Genomic DNA, 15,572 nt, shown 5'->3' with positions numbered 1-15,572 from the left:
CTGTATTCCGGCTCCCTTATAAAGGCTGACTCGCCGAAGGCGCTGGCGCTGATGCTGCAGACACCGGCGCGGAACCGGCCGGGAGCGGGGCGCTGCCGGGCGCTACAGGCTCGGCCGGGGCCGACTCGCTGGCCGGCGGCGCTTCTGGTGCCGAGGCCTCGGCTTGCGGGGCACTGGCTGTTGGTTCCGTAGCGGGCGCGGGGCGAGGTGGCGCGGGCGTTTCGACAGGCGTTTCGGTGCCGAAAACCGAGTCATACCATTTGTGCAGCTGGCCGAGCAGGGTGTCGTCTACGGCCTTGGCGAAGCGGGCGTCGGTCTCGACGATGCGCGCACCCTGAGCACGGGCGAAGAAATCACCGACGATGGGCAGCGCGCTGTGCGCGCCCTGGCCCCAGTAGTCGCTGCGCAGGGTGATGCGCGCGTCGTTGAAGCCGACCCAGGCGCCGCCGACGAGTTGCGGGTGCATGAGGATGAACCAGCCATCGGTGTTGCCCTGGGTGGTGCCGGTCTTGCCGGCGAGATCGCCCTTTACGCCCCAGGCGCGCACGCCGGCGCCGGTGCCACGGGTGACGACGCCGCGCATGGCGTCGAGCAGCGTATCCAGTGCAGCCGCAGAAATCGTGCGCTCCGGCGCGTTCGGTTGGAATTCGGCGAGCACTTCGCCTTTGCGATTTTCGATGCGCGCGACCATGTACGGCGCACGGTAGCGCCCTTCATCGGCAATCGTGGCGTAGGCCGAGACCATCTCGTAGAGGGTGACCGGGCTGGTGCCGAGTGCCAGCGAGGGCACTTCATCGAGCTTGCTTTCACGCACGCCCATGGCGCGCGCCAGATGCGCGACGCGGGCGGGCCCGACCTGCTGCATGAGCTGGGCGGTGATGCGGTTGCGCGAGAGCGCGAGGCCGGTGGCGAGCGTCATGGGTTCATTGCTGGGTGGCTCGGCGTCGTCCGGCCGCCAGACCTCACCCCCACCGAGCGGGATTTCGACCGGTGCGTCGAGGAACGTGTCGTCCGGCTTCATATCTTGCGCGAAGGCCGCGCCATACACGAAGGGTTTGAAGGTGGAGCCGGGCTGGCGGCGGGCCTGATGGACATGGTCCCAGGCGTCGTCGGCAAAATCGCGGCTGCCGACCCAGGCGCGCACTGCGCCGTCGCGCGGATCGATGGCGAGGAAGCCGGCCTGCACACGGGTCTTGTCCTCGCGCAGCTGGCGCAGGAAGCGGGTGTCGCGGCTGAGGCGTTTCAGTACGGCTTCGGGTGCTTCACCGGCTTCGATGGCTTCCGCATACGGCTTGCTTTCGCGGATCAGGGTTTCGACGATGCGGTGACCGGCGCGCCACTGACCAGCCCAGGCGTTGTCCGCAATGCCTTGCAGCTGGCGGCCGTGTTGCTCCACGGCGCGTGTGGCGTATTTCTGCAGACGCGAGTCCAGTGTGGTGACGACCACGAGGCCGTCGGTGTAGATGTCGTAGTCATTCTTGTCGGCCCAGTCGATCAGCCAGCGCTTGAGCTGGGCGGTGAAGTGGGGGGCTTCGCCGGGCTCCACGCTCTGGCGTTCGAAATCGAGCTTCAGCGGGCGCTTCGCCAGCGCCTCGTAGCGCTTGGCTTCGAGCTTGTCCTGCTGGGCCATCAGCGAGAGCACGAGGTTGCGCCGCTCGCGGGCGCGCTCGGGGTTCTGTACCGGGTTGTAGTAGGCCGTGCCCTTGAGCATGCCGATCAGGGTGGCGCTTTCGAGCAGATCCAGCTCACGCGCGGGCTTGCCGAAGTAGGTGCGCGCGCCCATGTCGATGCCGTAGGCGTTGTAGAGGAAGGGCACCGTGTTGAGATAGGTTTCGAGGATCTGCTGTTTGGTGTATAGCGCCTCGATCTTCAGCGCAGTGATGGCTTCCTTGAGCTTGCGGTTGATGTTCTGGCGGCGGCCGATTTCCTCGGGGAAGAGGTTGCGTGCGAGCTGCTGGGTGATCGTGGAGCCGCCTTGGGTGTCGCCCTGCAAGGTGGCGAGAAAGGCACCTCCCAGCCGATAGAAGTCGATGCCGAAGTGGTCGTAGAAGCGCTTGTCTTCGGTGGCGATCAGGGCGTCGATCACGCGCGGCGAGATGGCCTCCAGCGCAACCCAGTCCCGGTTGCCGCGCTTGAAACTGGCGAGTTCCTTGCCGTCCAGGGTGAGCACACGGGTGGGCGATTCATCGCGTGCCTTGCGGATATCCGAGATGCCCGGGGTGAAGGGGATCAGCAGCAGTGTCCACAGCAAGAGGAGCGCCGGGGGCAGGGCCAGCAGACCGAGGATCTCGCGCCAGCCGGGGTGGCGCAGGCGCTGCAGCAGGCTTTGCAGCCAGGGCGGCAGCTTTGCGTGCAGCTGGGTGATCAGCGAGGGCCAGTTCAGTTCGGGCAGGCGGAGGGGCACGGTGGTTCGGGCGTTGAATAGGCCTGCGCATTATGCGCGTAAGGCGCTGCGGCAACAGTCCGCCGCCGCCGCCGGCCGGTCGTCGAGATTGGCTTGGTGCGGCGCGGCTGGCTCAGTGAGCATCACTCCCGAAGCCGCCAGCGGGCTCTTTCAGGTGCTGGCCAGAATTCGTCATATCTCCGGGGAGAGTTATCTTGCACAAGCCATTGAAGCCCTTGAAAAATTTTCTGCTCCTGGCCGCGTTGCTGTTGAGCGCCGGCGCACAGGCTGCCAATACGCCTTTCGAGATTACCGACAACATGATGCCCGGCTGGAACCTGGGCAATGCGCTGGATTCCATCGGTGGTGAAACCAACTGGGGGAACCCGAAGACGACCCAGGCCATGATCGATGCGGTGGCCAAGGCGGGCTTCAAGACCGTGCGCGTGCCAGTGTCCTGGGACGATTACGCCACCGGCAGCAGCTACACGATCAGCAGCACCTGGATGAGCCGGGTGGAAGAGGTGGTGAATTACGCGCTGAAGAACAATCTGTACGTGATCATCAATGTGCATCACACGCAGAATGGCTGGCTCAACACCACCTATGCCAATGAAGCGGCAGCGAAGGATCGCCTCAGCAAGTACTGGCAGCAGATCGGCACGCGCTTCAAGGGTTATGGCGACAAGCTGATCTTCGAAACCATGAACGAGCCGCGCAATGGTGACGACTGGTGGGGCACAGCGGAGACCTTTGCGGTGATCAACAGCCTCAACAAGGCCGCACTGGCGACGATCCGCGCCACCGGCGGCAACAACGCCAAGCGCCTGGTGATGCTGCCGACCTATGCGGCCTCGGCCTATGACCATCAGCTTGACGGCTACACGCTGCCCTCGGACGCGATGATTGCGGTTTCGGTGCACGGTTATCTGCCCTTTGCCTTCGCGATGGAGGTGCCGGGTACTTCGACCTTTACCGATACGGCTGCCATCGACGGGCTGTTTGCGCGGATCAATACCCGTTACGTAGCCAAGGGCATCCCGGTGGTGATGGGCGAGTGGGCCAGCACGCACAAGAGCAATCTGGCCGAGCGCATCAAGCATGCCGAGTACTACGTGAAGGCGGCCGCCAAGGCGCGCGTGCCGGCGCTGGTGTGGGACAACAATGTTTTCTACACCAACAGCGGCACGACGGATGTGATGGGCCTCCTGAACCGCTCTACGCTCAGCTGGGCTTATCCGGAGTTGATCACCTCGATCATGCGCGGTGCTTCGACCTGGACCTGGAGCAGTAGCGCCTCGTCCGCCGCCTCATCGCAGGCGGCTTCGTCGGCAGCATCCTCCAGCAAGGCCAGTTCAGCCGCCAGCGCCAGTTCAGTGGCCGCCAGCTCGGCCGCTTCTTCCGCTGCTGCCTCGTCGAGTGCCGCGGCGAGCAGCACTGCCGCAGGGGGCGTGGTCGCCAGCTACACCATCAACAATGACTGGGGGAGCGGTTACTGCGCCAGTGTGACGGTGCGCAACAGCTCCGCTGCTGCAGTGGTGTGGCGCGCCAGCCTTACCGTGAGTGGCAAGGTTAGCCAGATGTGGAATGCGAGCTGGCAGCAAAGTGGCAGCACCCTGAGCTTCGCGGGCTCGGGCTGGAACAGTACGCTGGCCGCCGGGGCCAGCCTGGGCTCCATCGGTTTCTGCGCCACCCGCTGAGGCTTCATCGCCCGATCTGGAAGGCCGCCTGCGGGCGGCCTTTTTCTTGATCCGGGCTCTGACCAGACGCTGCCGTCTGGCACTTACCCTGTTCGAATGGACAGGCGGATTTGCGCTTGGTATGTGGCGGTCATAGTCTTTCTGGCGGGGGATGTTCCGGGGAGCTGCGTTTGTTCGCCTGGTTCAGGTCTCCCGAGCGCAGGGCTGCTTCGGTGGTCCTGTAAGAAAACCAAAGCAAGGAGACAAGTATGCAATTCAAACACCTGGCGCTGATGGCGCTGATCGCGGGCGTTGCGCTGGATGCCAGTGCGGCCAACCGGCCCGCGGGCTACACCACGATCTGTACTGAGGGTAAAACCTGTACGGTGGCTGCCAATACGATGGTGGCCTATGGCCGCTCCGATCAATTCACCTACAAAGTGCTCTCGGGTAGCTTCGTGTGCGGCGAGGTCACTTTTGGTGCTGGCACCAAGGTGGCGGGCGGGACCAACGAGTGCTCGATCAGCAGCACGGCTTCATCCTCAAGCGTGACCAGCAGCGCCAAGTCCAGCGCAGCCGCGAGCAGTGCCGCTGCTTCCAGCGCTGCGGCAGCCAGCAGCTCCAAGGCTTCGAGTTCGGCCGTGAGCAGCTCCAAGGCCTCCAGCGCCAGTTCGGCTGCGGCCACCAGCGCCACGGTGACGCTTTCGGCCTGGCCGGGCTGCCCGGCTTACGTGAACGTGGGGGCCGCAGATACGGTGCCACTTACCGCCACCCATGTGGTGCCGGCTGGCACAACCTATGACGCGGGCGGCAAGCGCTACCAGCTTTCCAACGGTGGGCAGGCCGAGGGCCAGCCGCCGGTGTTCCTGCTGGAGGAGGGGGCCTCGCTGCGCAATGCGGTGATCGGCAATCTGGCGGCAGACGGCGTGCACTGCGTGGGTAACTGCTCGGTCTACAACGTGTGGTGGGAAGACCTCGGAGAAGATGCGGCTACCGCCAAGGGCGGCCCCGGCACCACGATGCGGGTGGATTGCGGCGGCGCTTTCCTCGGCACCGACAAGACCTTCCAGCACAATGGCCAGGGCACACTCCACATCACCCGCTTCGTGGCGGACAACTGGAAGAGCAAGGGCGGCAAGTTCTATCGCTCCTGCGGTGACTGCACCGGCAACAAGGGCCCGCGCACGGTGATCATTGAGAACTCGCGCATTCACAACCACCAGACCATCGTGGGTGTGAATAGCAGCTACTCGAACGGCTCGCCGGCCGACAAAGCCACTCTGCGCAATGTGCTGCTGCTGCGCTGGAATGGCGAGATCGAGGTCTGCCATACCTTCAAGGGCGTGGAAAAGGGCTCGGGCGATTCCAGTGACATCGGCGCCGAGTGGAATACTGCATCCTGCAATCTCACCGCCGCCGATGTGACCGCCATCGACAAGACGGGTGGCAGCAAGAAGACCGGTATCGCTCCCGGGAATGGCGTGGATCCGGCACCGGTCAATCGCATCCAGGAAAACTGGAACTATTGATCCCCAGTCTGTAGCCCTCATCCTCAAAGCCCGCCTTTCGGCGGGCTTTTTGCTTCCAGGGCCAGGTCGGTGCTGCAGGCTAGCAGCCGGAAACCGATGCATTTCCGACTTTCGGCGATGGCTGACGAGGCTATGCTGGTCAGCACGGCGCGCTATCCCTTTCTGGTCATGAATCTCAAGCCACGCTTCCTGTTGCTGACCGTTCTGCTCTTCATCGTGGCGGCCATTCCGTCCTGGCTGACGGTGCGTGCGATGGCGGAGAACATCTTCGAGATGTGGGCGCAGCGCTACACCGAGAAACAGGTGCTGTACGACAGGAGCCGCACGCTGCAGCCGATCCTGCGCGAGGTGGCGCTGTCGCGCCAGATGGCCGACTCGCCCGCCCTGCTGGAATGGGCACGCGATCCGGACAGTCCGCGGAAGAAGGCGCGGGCGCTGGATGAAATGGAGCGTTTTCGGCAGAACTTCACCGATCACAGTTACTTTGTCGGCCTGACCCGGAATGGTCAATACTTCCACAACAACGCCGCCAACGCGTTCAGCGGTCACGAGTATCGCTACACTCTCAAGCGTGGCGAGACGAAGGATGCCTGGTTCTTTGACCTGATCCGTCAGGGGCGCGATCTCCACATCAATGTGAATCCTGATCCGGAGCTGGGCATCACCAAGCTGTGGGTGGATGTGCTGATGCGCGATGGGGGCGAGATCCTGGGCATCGCAGGTACCGGGCTGGACCTCACCTCATTCATCCGGGATGTGGTGGAGGTGGGAGGGGAAGGTGTGACCACGCTCTTCGTGGATCATGACGGAGCCATCCAGCTGCATCGTAACCAGTCCTTCATCGATTTCAGCTCGATCAGCCGGCACGGCGCAGCCAACAAGAGCCTGGACCTGCTGTTTGATCGCCAGCTCGACCGCCAGGCTGTGTTCGCCGCAATGAAGGAGCTGGAGTCGATGCACAAGAGCGTCGTCACCACCTTCGTCAACATCCATGGCAAGCGCCAGTTGGTTGGCGTGAGCTATGTGCCGGAAGTCGACTGGTACGAGATCACCCTGCTGGATCTCGATGTGCTGCTGCCACTGGGAGGCTTTGCCGGCATCTTCGTGGCTTATGTGCTGACCTTGCTGGGCGTGCTGCTGCTCTTCAATCTTGCGCTCGGGCATTTCGTGCTCAAACCGTTGAGCCAGCTGGATCACGCCATGTCCGAAATCGAATCGGGCAAGCCCTCGGCGGCCGGATCCGTACAGGTGGAGCATGCCGGTGCCGGTGAAATCCGCGGCCTGCTGGAGCGTTTCAACCGGATGGCGCGAAGCGTGATCGAATCGCGCCTGGATCTGGAGGCGCGCATCCAGGAGCGGACGATGGCCCTGGAGCGCCTGACCAAGATTGATCCGCTGACTGAACTGCTGAACCGGCGCGGCATGACCGAGCGCATCGAGGCGAGGCTGGCCCGTGCGGCTCGTGAGCATGGTCGCATCGGCATCCTGTGGCTGGATATCGATTACTTCAAGGAGATCAACGACCGGCATGGCCATGCGGTCGGGGATCAGGTGCTCAAGGCGGTATCGGACACGATCTGCAGCGTTCTGCGCCCCTATGACGTGGCGGCGCGCTGGGGTGGCGACGAGTTTCTGGTGCTGCTCGATGTGGCAGATGCGGAGGTGCTCGACCATCTCGGCGAGCGGCTGCGTGCCGCAGTGCAGGCCCATCCGCAGCCGAGCGGCGCGGAGGGGGCACAGGTCGCCATCAGCGTGAGTGTGGGCGGGCATCTGGCCCTGGCTGATGAGGCACTCGACGACATCCTGCTGCATGGCGACCAGGCGCTGTACGCGGCCAAGGCGGCCGGGCGGAACTGCTATCGCGCCTCCCGCGACCCCGCCGGGGCCTGAAGCGGCAAGGCCCGACGTACGGCCGATTGCCTGTCTGCATGGCTTCGATAGAGGGGCGTCGGCGCGTGCTGGCCTACACTGGCGGGCGACCTGCCGCCCGGGCACGGAACTTTGTTCGCGTGTGGCAGGCCTGAAGCCTGACCGGGCTGCATTGGCTGCATGGCCCGGACGCCTTTATCCACTGTTTGAACCTATCCCCAGAGGAGTGCGTGACTATGAAGAACCGACCGTTTTCTGCAGGCTGGACCGTGCTGGGCGCGGCCTTGATAAGTGTGTTCCTGTCGGCCTGCGCCAGCAGCGTGCCGCGGGCGATACCGGTGGCCGAGGGGGCGGCACGGGTGGATCTTGGCAAGGTGGGTGTGACCATGCTGAGCGATGGTCAGGGCGCACGTGCACTGGACGCGAACTTCGTGCGTAATGCGTCGCTGGCCGAGGTGCAGGCCGATCTGCAGGCGGCCGGCCTGCCGACGGACAAGCTGGAGGTGCCCTATAACTCGCTGGTGGTGGATGTGGGCGGCCAGCGTGTGCTTTTTGACACCGGCAATGGCGAGTTCGGTGCGGCGGGCAGCGGCAAGCTGCTAGAGAACATGAGCAAGGCGGGCATCGATCCGAAGTCGATCACGGCCGTGGTGATTTCCCACTTCCACGGCGATCACATCAATGGCCTGCGCAACAAGGCCGGCCAGGTGGTGTTCCCGAATGCGAAGATCTATGTGCCGACACCGGAATGGAACTGGTGGATGGACGAGGCACGCTACACCGCCACGCCTGAGGCCTCGCGCGGTGGTCTGAATACCGCACGGCGCGTGTTCGGGCCGCTGGCTGGCAGCGTGATTCGCTTCGAGCCGGGCAAGGAAGTGCTGCCGGGTGTGCGTTCCATTGCCGCGTATGGCCACACCCCGGGTCATACCGTGTTCATGATCGAAGGCGGTAGCCGCAAGCTGCTGTACTGGGCCGATACCACCAATGTCTCGATGTTCGTGCGCAACCCCGAGTGGGCCGTGATGTTCGATATGGATGCCGAGGCGGCCAAGGCCACGCGGCGGCGCATTGCCGATCTGGCGATTGCCGAGAATGCACTGGTGGCGGGTTTCCACCTGACCAGCCCTGGTGTGGGAACGCTGAGTGTGCGTGGCAAGGGTTACGACTTCACGCCGCTGAAGTGATCCTGGGTTTGCGAGGACGCATGAAAAAGCCCGCCGGCTGGCGGGCTTTTTCATGGGCGAAGCTGTTTGCCCATCGTCTTGCCTGCGTGTGGTTTTTACAGCGCCGGCGAGGCGTTGCGAACCAGCATCATGAACTGATCGTGGAACCAGTGGCCGGCGTGCGGGGCATTCTGCAGGGCATCGATGTTGCCGCTGCCGCACATCACGTCAAAGCGCTTGCCTTCTGAGTTGGCGCTGGTGGCGGAGCTGTCGCTGGTGCCGTCGGACTCACCCGGGCCCTTGACCCAGTAGTAGGCGTCCAGATAGCTGCGTGAAGCGTCCGGTGCAGCCTTCGGGCGCGCACCAACACCCGTGTTGCGCACATTGCACCAGTTGCCACGATGGTTGCGCAGATCGATACGCATGTTGTCGACGTCAGCCGCGGCGGAGGTCGGGCGCAGTGCGCTGCCCCAGCCGTTGCGACCGGTGTCGATCATGAAGCCCAGGCCCGAGGGGAAGCCGGCAGCCACGAATTCGGCGCGCAGTTTGTCGACATAGCTCAGCTCGTCGACCATGTAGTTCCACTCGTAGAAGGCCGTGCTGCCGCCGGTGTTGACGACATCGGCGGTGCCGTTGAAGAAGGGTTCGTCCAGCGGAGTGTAGTTCGCAACGTTGGTTACGAAGCCACGGATCACCGAGAGGTCACCATTCCTGATGCCGCCGACCCAGGTCTTGAAGTAGCTCACGGCGCGGGCACGGTTGTTGTCCCAGCCCAGCCAGCCGGAGTGGGCAATGTCCAGATACTGGTAGACGTTGGTGAGCGTTGCGAACTTGCCGACGGCATATTGCACGCCTTCGACATAGGTGTTGTTGCTCTTCACCGTGACACAGGCCGGGATCGATGCGCCTTCACCGGCATTGGTGACCAGGTTTGGCAGCGAATCCGGCTCGATCACCAGGGTGATGCGCAGGCTCTTGTACTCGCTCTTGGCGAAGATGCTGTAGAGCTTGTCGATGTACTGGGTCTTGTACTTGCTCATGCCTCCGGTCGCAGCATTCAGCTCGCCGTTGGAGGCGGCCGATGCGCAATCGCGATCCGGCAGGTCATAGACGACGAAGGTGATGGTCATCGCGCCGCCCTTGAGCTTCTGCTGGGCCAGGGCTTCCTTCAGATGGCCTTCCACGCCAAGACGGCCGCTGTTGAGGGCACCGCCTTCAATGGCGTCGATACGGTCGATCCAGACACCGGTGGGGAGGGACTTCATGGCCGTGGCGATGCGGGCATCGTTTGAGCCGGCGGAGAGTATGTTCACCGATTGCTGCACGGCGGCAGCGTAATCCGGATTGACGTACATGCCGGCGCCGGCGAACGGATTGCCGGTGGTGACGCCCAGGGCTGCACTGATGCTGCTGGCCGAGGAGCTGGCTGCCGCAGAAGACGTTGCTCCGGCCGAAGAGCTGGCGGCTGCCGACGAGGTGTTGCCGGCCGAGGAACTGGCGCCGGTGGAGGATTGGGCTGCGGACGAGGTGTTGCTGCCGGCAGAGGTATTGGCGGAGGAAGTCGCCACGCTGCTCACACTGGAAGAGGGGTTGCCCGCTGCGGAAGATGCGCCGGCACTGCCCGTGCTGCTGGTGTTGCCCGCCGACGAAGCGTTACCGCTGCTGCTTCCACCACCGTTTCCACCGCCACCACCGCCGCACGCACTCAGAAGACCTGCGCACAGCAACATGCTCCAGGTCAGGCTGTTAAGAGACACTTTTTTCACTTGGGTTTCCTTGAAAGGTATTGCTTGAATCGAGCTCGAAAAGTGTGACGTGCTTCATCCGTGAATGCTTTTGGCATTGGATGGAAAGGCTGCTTGAGGGTGGCGAACGGCTTTAAGGTTTTTTACCTGGTTTGTGGTTTTTGTACGCCGTTTAGGCTGGATTTGCGGGTGTGGGGAAAGGTTCTGACAAGCCTGTCGTTTCCGGTATTTCTGGTCGCGGTCTGGGCGACTGGGCTGCGCGTGAGCAACAGGGATGACTTCCGGCCTGGGCGATCCGGTCAATTTTTGCGCGCCAAGGTCGTAAATCCTCATTGAGGCGGTCGTGCCGGGCTTGGAGGGCGAGATGAAAGAGGTGAGGCAAGTGATGTTCGGGCTGGTCCGGTCGAACTGGTTCGTGCTGGCCGCTGCCTTGCTCGCAGCCACGCTGCTGATGCTGGCGCTCGGCTATACCGTTTTGGATTACTACCTGAGTCACGCCGAGGGGCTGGGGGGGTTTGATGCCCCCCAGGATCCGGCCAAGCTCGGCACATTGGGCGATTTCTTCGGCGGCCTCCTCAACCCAGTGTTTGGCTTTCTATCGGTGGTGGGCCTGCTGGTGGCGGTAGTGTTGCAGCGCGAGCAATTGCAGCAGGTCAAGCGCGAGGCCCAGGCGAGCGCACGGGCGGCCGAAACTCAGGCATTCGAAAACACCTTCTTCCAGCTCCTGCGCCTGCATCAGGAAATCCTCAATTCAGTGGAACTGAGCGATCACGAAGGCCTGTTCAGGGGGCGGGCGGCGATTCATCGCCTGTACGGCGAGAGTTTTTCCGATTACGACTTGCTCGAGCGCTGCCAGAACTGGGACGAGCGCGAGGAGTTTCTGGCCTGGCTGAACGATTACTACGAAGACAACTACATCCGCTTCGGCCACCTCGTGGAGCACTACTATCAGAGCATCGAGAACATCGCGAGCTTCGTGCACCGCAGTGCCATCCGCAACAAGGCTTTTTACGCCCGGCTGCTGCGTGGCCAGTTCTCGCAGTACGAGTTGCTGATGATGTTCTTCCATGCACTGCGCGACGAGGCTTTCGGCCTCAAGGAGAGCATCGAGGAGTTGTCACTGTTTGAAGGCTTGCGCCCGCAGAACCTGCCCGACTACAGCCTGCTTGCGCTGTACGAGGTACGGGCTTACGGGATCGGGCTGGTCAAATGGAGTGCCTTGCGCAGCGATGCCGCGAGCCAGCTCTCCGCGGCGAACATCCAGCGCGCCTTGAAGGCGGCAAGCGAAATGATGGAGTCCTGCCAGGAACGCTTGCTGTCGGTGCGGGCCCGGAAATTCGATCTGGCCGGTGCTGGTCAGGATCATGAAAACGAGTCGGACGAGATTGCCCGGCTGGAAGTCGAGGTCGGCCGCCTGAGCCGCCTGCACAAGGCTTTGAGCAAGCGCCGGGCAGAGCCTGAGGTTTGAGTTGTGCCCCCGGCTTGCGTGCAGGCCGGACAAAAAAAGCCCACCGGAGTGGCGGGCTTTCTGTTGCTTGCGCCTTGAACGGCTCAGCGGCTGATCGGCTTGTAGCGGATGCGCTTGGGCTTGGCACCTTCCTCACCCAGACGCTTCTTCTTGTCTTCTTCGTACTCGGTGTAGTTGCCGGCGAAGAAGGTCCATTGCGATTCGCCTTCGCACGCCAGGATGTGGGTGGCGATGCGGTCGAGGAACCAGCGGTCGTGCGAGGTGACCATCGCACAGCCGGAGAACTCGAGCAGCGCGTCTTCCAGGGCGCGCAGGGTTTCCACGTCCAGATCGTTTGAGGGCTCATCGAGCAGCAGCACGTTGCCGCCTTCGACCAGGGTTTTCGCCAGATGCAGACGACCGCGCTCACCACCGGAGAGATTGCCGACGATCTTGGCCTGGTCGCCGCCCTTGAAGTTGAAGCGGCCGATGTAGGCGCGGCTGGGCATTTCAAACTTGCCGACGGTGAGGATGTCGGCGCCGTCCGCAATCGCTTCGAACACGGTCTTGCTGCCGTCGAGGCCTTCGCGGGTCTGATTGACCGCAGCGATCTTCACGGTGGAGCCGATTTCGATTTCGCCGGAATCCGGTTTTTCCATGCCTTGGATCATGCGGAACAGGGTCGACTTACCGGCGCCGTTGGGGCCGATCACGCCGACGATAGCGCCGGGCGGAACGTTGAAGCTGAGGTTGTCGATCAGCAGACGATCACCAAAGCCCTTGGACACGCCCTTGAACTCGATCACCTGATTACCCAGGCGCTCGCCCGGCGGGATGAAGATTTCGTGGGTTTCGTTGCGCTTCTGGTATTCGACCGCGCTCATTTCCTCGTAGCGGGCCAAGCGGGCCTTGCTCTTGGACTGGCGTGCCTTGGCGCCCTGGCGCACCCATTCCAGCTCTTCCTTCATGGCCTTGCGGTGAGCATCTTCCTGCTTCTGTTCGTTGGCCAGACGCGCGCCTTTCTGCTCCAGCCAGCTGGAGTAGTTGCCCTTCCACGGGATGCCTTCGCCACGGTCGAGTTCGAGAATCCATTCGGCGGCGTTGTCGAGGAAGTAGCGATCGTGGGTGACGGCCACCACGGTGCCGGGGAAACGCACCAGGAACTGCTCCAGCCATTCGACGGATTCGGCGTCGAGGTGGTTGGTCGGCTCGTCGAGCAGGAGCATGTCCGGCTTCGAGAGCAGCAACTTGCACAGCGCCACGCGGCGCTTTTCACCGCCCGACAGCGGGCCGATCTTGGCGTCCCAAGGCGGAATGCGCAGTGCGTCGGCGGCGATTTCGAGCTGGGTTTCCACGTCTGCACCGCTGGTGGAGATGATGTTCTCGTACTTGGCCTGCAATTCAGCCAGCTTGTCGAAGTCGGCATCCGGCTCGGCGTAGGCGGCGTACACCTCTTCGAGCTTCTGCTTGGCTTCCATGACTTCGCCCAGCGCGGATTCAACTTCCTCGCGCACGGTTTTGTTCGGGTCCAGCTCCGGTTCCTGCGGCAGGTAGCCGATGCTCATGTTCGGCTGCCATTGCACTTCGCCGTCATATTCCTTGTCGGCACCGGCCATGATGCGAAGCACGGTGGATTTGCCCGAGCCGTTAAGGCCCAAGAGGCCGATCTTGGCGCCGGGGAAGAAGGAGAGGGAAATATCCTTGATGATCTGACGCTTGGGCGGAACAACCTTGTTCACGCGCAGCATTGACATGACGTATTGAGCCATTTTTTGCCTTTAAGGGACTTCCCAGAACCGCTTCCAGCCTTGTCGCGCCTCCTTGCCGTACTACTTGTACTGTCGCTGTGGGCGACGCCAGGCAGGAAGCGGTTCTGGAAAGTCCTTGTTCATGGGGATTGGAAAAACGTAAGGATACCTTGAGGCTGTGCGTCGGGGCATGACGAAACAGGGGGGCCGCGCGAAAGGCAGGGCGGGTCTTCCCTTGTTCTGGTGTGGGCCGTCAAGTTTGCCCTGCCATCGTCCGATATCTCTGTTTGGGCTTGAAAGCCGGAGGAGTACAGCATGCAGGGCAAGGGCGTGTGGGTGATGTTCGGCATTTTTCTGGCTCTGCTGGCTAGCTTGGCGGGCTCCTTGGCGAACGGCGCGCTGGCTTGGCGTTTTGCGCTTGCCGGGCTGGTGGTGGGGGTGGTGGGCGCCTGGGGCGCGCAGCGCTTTTCGCGACGCCTGGGGCGCAGCGAAGCAATTACCTCCGTGCTCACCAGGATGAGCGCCGATGGTGATCTGACGCGGCGCGTGGACGAAGGTGAGGGGGATGCCGGGCGGGCCGCTGCGGCGGTGAATCGCTTCGTTGCAGGCATGCAGGGGATGCTGGGCAAGATCGTGCAGGATGCGCAGCGGGTCAGCGAGTCCTGTCTGGTGCTCCAGCAGGAAACAGACGGTGTGCTGGCGGCAGGGGCTACGCAGTCCGCCGCGGCGCAATCGGCCGGTGCGGCTATCGTGCGCATGCGCGAGCAGACGCTGGCCGCCAGTGCAGAAGTGGGCGAGGCGGGAGAGCTGGCGATGAAGGCCTGTGCGCTGGCCGAGGAGGGCGATCGCACGGTGCGTGAAGCACAGCTACAGATCCAGTCGCTGGTCCAGTCGGCGGTGCATTCTGCGCAGCGTGTGACGCACCTGGGCGATCTGAGCCAGGAGATCGCCCGCATGATCGCCGAGATTCACGAGATCGCGGATCAGACCAATCTGCTGGCGCTCAATGCGGCCATCGAGGCAGCGCGCGCCGGTGAGCAAGGGCGCGGCTTTGCGGTGGTGGCCGATGAGGTGCGCAAACTGGCCGAACGCACGACACGGGTGACGGCCGACATTACCGGCATCACCGATGGCATGCGTGCCGACACGGCCGAGGCTATCGCTGTCATCACCCAGAGCAGTGATCAGGCGCGGGACGGGGCGCAGTGTGCCCAGCGCGCAGCGGAGGCGCTATCGGCCATCTTCGTGGGGGCGCAACGGACCCGCGATCAGGTGCAGCGCATCGTGCATGACATGGGCTCGCAGGTGTTGGCTTGCCAGGCTCTGGAGGCCGAGGCGCGGCAGATCGTGCGCCTGGCGCAGGAGAACGAACGGCGGGTTGGTGTGGCGGCAACGCATCGGCGCATGCTTGAGCAACTGGCGGCGAGCATGCGCGAGGTGGAAGAGGTCTACAAGATCGGCGCGGAAGGCGAAGTTGCAATGCGTGAGCATCGCGAAACGCCGGAAGTGGCGCGCGAGGCAGCGCGGCAGATCGGGGCGGCACTGGAGCGTGCCCTTGCGGACAAGCGCATCAGCCTCGATCAGCTCTTCGACGAGCAATACCTGCCCATTCAAGGCACCGATCCGCAGAAGTTCCACACCGCCTTCGACACGCTGACGGACGAGATCTTCCCTGCAATCCAGGAACCCTTGCTGGAGCGCTATCCACATATCGTGTATGCCGGTGCAGTGGATAGGCGCGGCTACTTCCCGACGCACAACAAGCGCTTTAGCCAGGCCCTGACCGGCGACCGCGTGCGCGACATGGTCAATAACCGCACCAAGCGCATTTTCAGTGATCGTGTTGGCAGCCGTTGCGGTGCGCACGAACTGGATTTCCTGACACAGACTTACCGGCGCGATACGGGCGAGGTGATGTACGACATTTCTGCGCCCATCTACGTAGCGGGCCGCCACTGGGGCGGCTTCCGCATTGGTTTCCGCGCCCACGGGATGAGCAAGTGATC

General features: G+C 63.2%; 9 protein-coding genes. 6 read left to right on the top strand and 3 right to left on the bottom strand.

Annotated features, from left to right (window positions below; translation table 11 throughout):
• Nucleotides 1-16: 16 nt before the first annotated feature.
• Nucleotides 17-2,404 (bottom strand): penicillin-binding protein 1A, encoded by a 2,388-nt coding sequence (locus Q3Y64_RS11820; protein WP_303562078.1) that lies wholly within the window; start codon nucleotides 2,402-2,404, stop codon nucleotides 17-19.
• Between the two features lie 194 nt (nucleotides 2,405-2,598).
• Here Q3Y64_RS11820 and Q3Y64_RS11815 point away from each other — a divergent pair, with 194 nt between their 5' ends.
• From Q3Y64_RS11815 to Q3Y64_RS11800, 4 genes are all read left to right on the top strand, one after another.
• Nucleotides 2,599-4,083, top strand: coding sequence for a cellulase family glycosylhydrolase (locus Q3Y64_RS11815; RefSeq protein ID WP_303562075.1), 1,485 nt, complete (start codon nucleotides 2,599-2,601; stop codon nucleotides 4,081-4,083).
• A 248-nt stretch (nucleotides 4,084-4,331) separates the two neighbouring features.
• Nucleotides 4,332-5,591, top strand: coding sequence for a pectate lyase (locus Q3Y64_RS11810; protein ID WP_101941166.1), 1,260 nt, complete (start codon nucleotides 4,332-4,334; stop codon nucleotides 5,589-5,591).
• 96 nt (nucleotides 5,592-5,687) lie between these two features.
• Entirely contained in the window at nucleotides 5,688-7,481 is a 1,794-nt protein-coding gene (locus Q3Y64_RS11805) for a GGDEF domain-containing protein (RefSeq protein ID WP_303562069.1), read from the top strand.
• 215 nt (nucleotides 7,482-7,696) lie between these two features.
• Nucleotides 7,697-8,647 (top strand): MBL fold metallo-hydrolase, encoded by a 951-nt coding sequence (locus tag Q3Y64_RS11800; RefSeq protein WP_303562066.1) that lies wholly within the window; start codon nucleotides 7,697-7,699, stop codon nucleotides 8,645-8,647.
• A gap of 95 nt (nucleotides 8,648-8,742) precedes the next feature.
• Here Q3Y64_RS11800 and Q3Y64_RS11795 read toward each other — a convergent pair whose 3' ends face one another.
• Nucleotides 8,743-10,392 (bottom strand): glycoside hydrolase family 6 protein, encoded by a 1,650-nt coding sequence (locus Q3Y64_RS11795; protein WP_143707351.1) that lies wholly within the window; start codon nucleotides 10,390-10,392, stop codon nucleotides 8,743-8,745.
• 343 nt (nucleotides 10,393-10,735) lie between these two features.
• On the opposite strand from Q3Y64_RS11795, the gene Q3Y64_RS11790 reads away from it, so the two are divergent.
• Nucleotides 10,736-11,839, top strand: coding sequence for a putative phage abortive infection protein (locus Q3Y64_RS11790; protein ID WP_303562062.1), 1,104 nt, complete (start codon nucleotides 10,736-10,738; stop codon nucleotides 11,837-11,839).
• 83 nt (nucleotides 11,840-11,922) lie between these two features.
• Here Q3Y64_RS11790 and ettA read toward each other — a convergent pair whose 3' ends face one another.
• A complete protein-coding gene (gene ettA / locus Q3Y64_RS11785) occupies nucleotides 11,923-13,587 on the bottom strand; it encodes an energy-dependent translational throttle protein EttA (protein ID WP_101941161.1) in 1,665 nt (554 codons plus the stop codon).
• Nucleotides 13,588-13,881: 294 nt separating this feature from the next.
• Here ettA and Q3Y64_RS11780 point away from each other — a divergent pair, with 294 nt between their 5' ends.
• Nucleotides 13,882-15,570, top strand: a complete 1,689-nt coding sequence (locus Q3Y64_RS11780; protein WP_303562059.1) for a methyl-accepting chemotaxis protein — start codon at nucleotides 13,882-13,884, stop codon at nucleotides 15,568-15,570.
• Nucleotides 15,571-15,572 lie beyond the last annotated feature (2 nt).

The organism is Uliginosibacterium sp. 31-12 (assembly GCF_030548425.1).
GTDB classification, from domain to species: domain Bacteria; phylum Pseudomonadota; class Gammaproteobacteria; order Burkholderiales; family Rhodocyclaceae; genus Uliginosibacterium; species Uliginosibacterium aquaticum.
This window is presented reverse-complemented; position numbering and strand designations above follow the sequence as displayed.

Excerpts from the sequence above, each read along its gene's own strand:
- Q3Y64_RS11800 (WP_303562066.1), top strand. The coding sequence starts at position 7,697 with ATGAAGAACCGACCGTTTTCTGCAGGCTGGACCGTGCTGGGCGCGGCC.
- Q3Y64_RS11780 (WP_303562059.1), top strand. The coding sequence starts at position 13,882 with ATGCAGGGCAAGGGCGTGTGGGTGATGTTCGGCATTTTTCTGGCTCTG.
- Q3Y64_RS11805 (WP_303562069.1), top strand. The coding sequence starts at position 5,688 with ATGCATTTCCGACTTTCGGCGATGGCTGACGAGGCTATGCTGGTCAGC.
- Q3Y64_RS11810 (WP_101941166.1), top strand. The coding sequence starts at position 4,332 with ATGCAATTCAAACACCTGGCGCTGATGGCGCTGATCGCGGGCGTTGCG.
- Q3Y64_RS11790 (WP_303562062.1), top strand. The coding sequence starts at position 10,736 with ATGAAAGAGGTGAGGCAAGTGATGTTCGGGCTGGTCCGGTCGAACTGG.
- ettA (WP_101941161.1), bottom strand. The coding sequence starts at position 13,587 with ATGGCTCAATACGTCATGTCAATGCTGCGCGTGAACAAGGTTGTTCCG.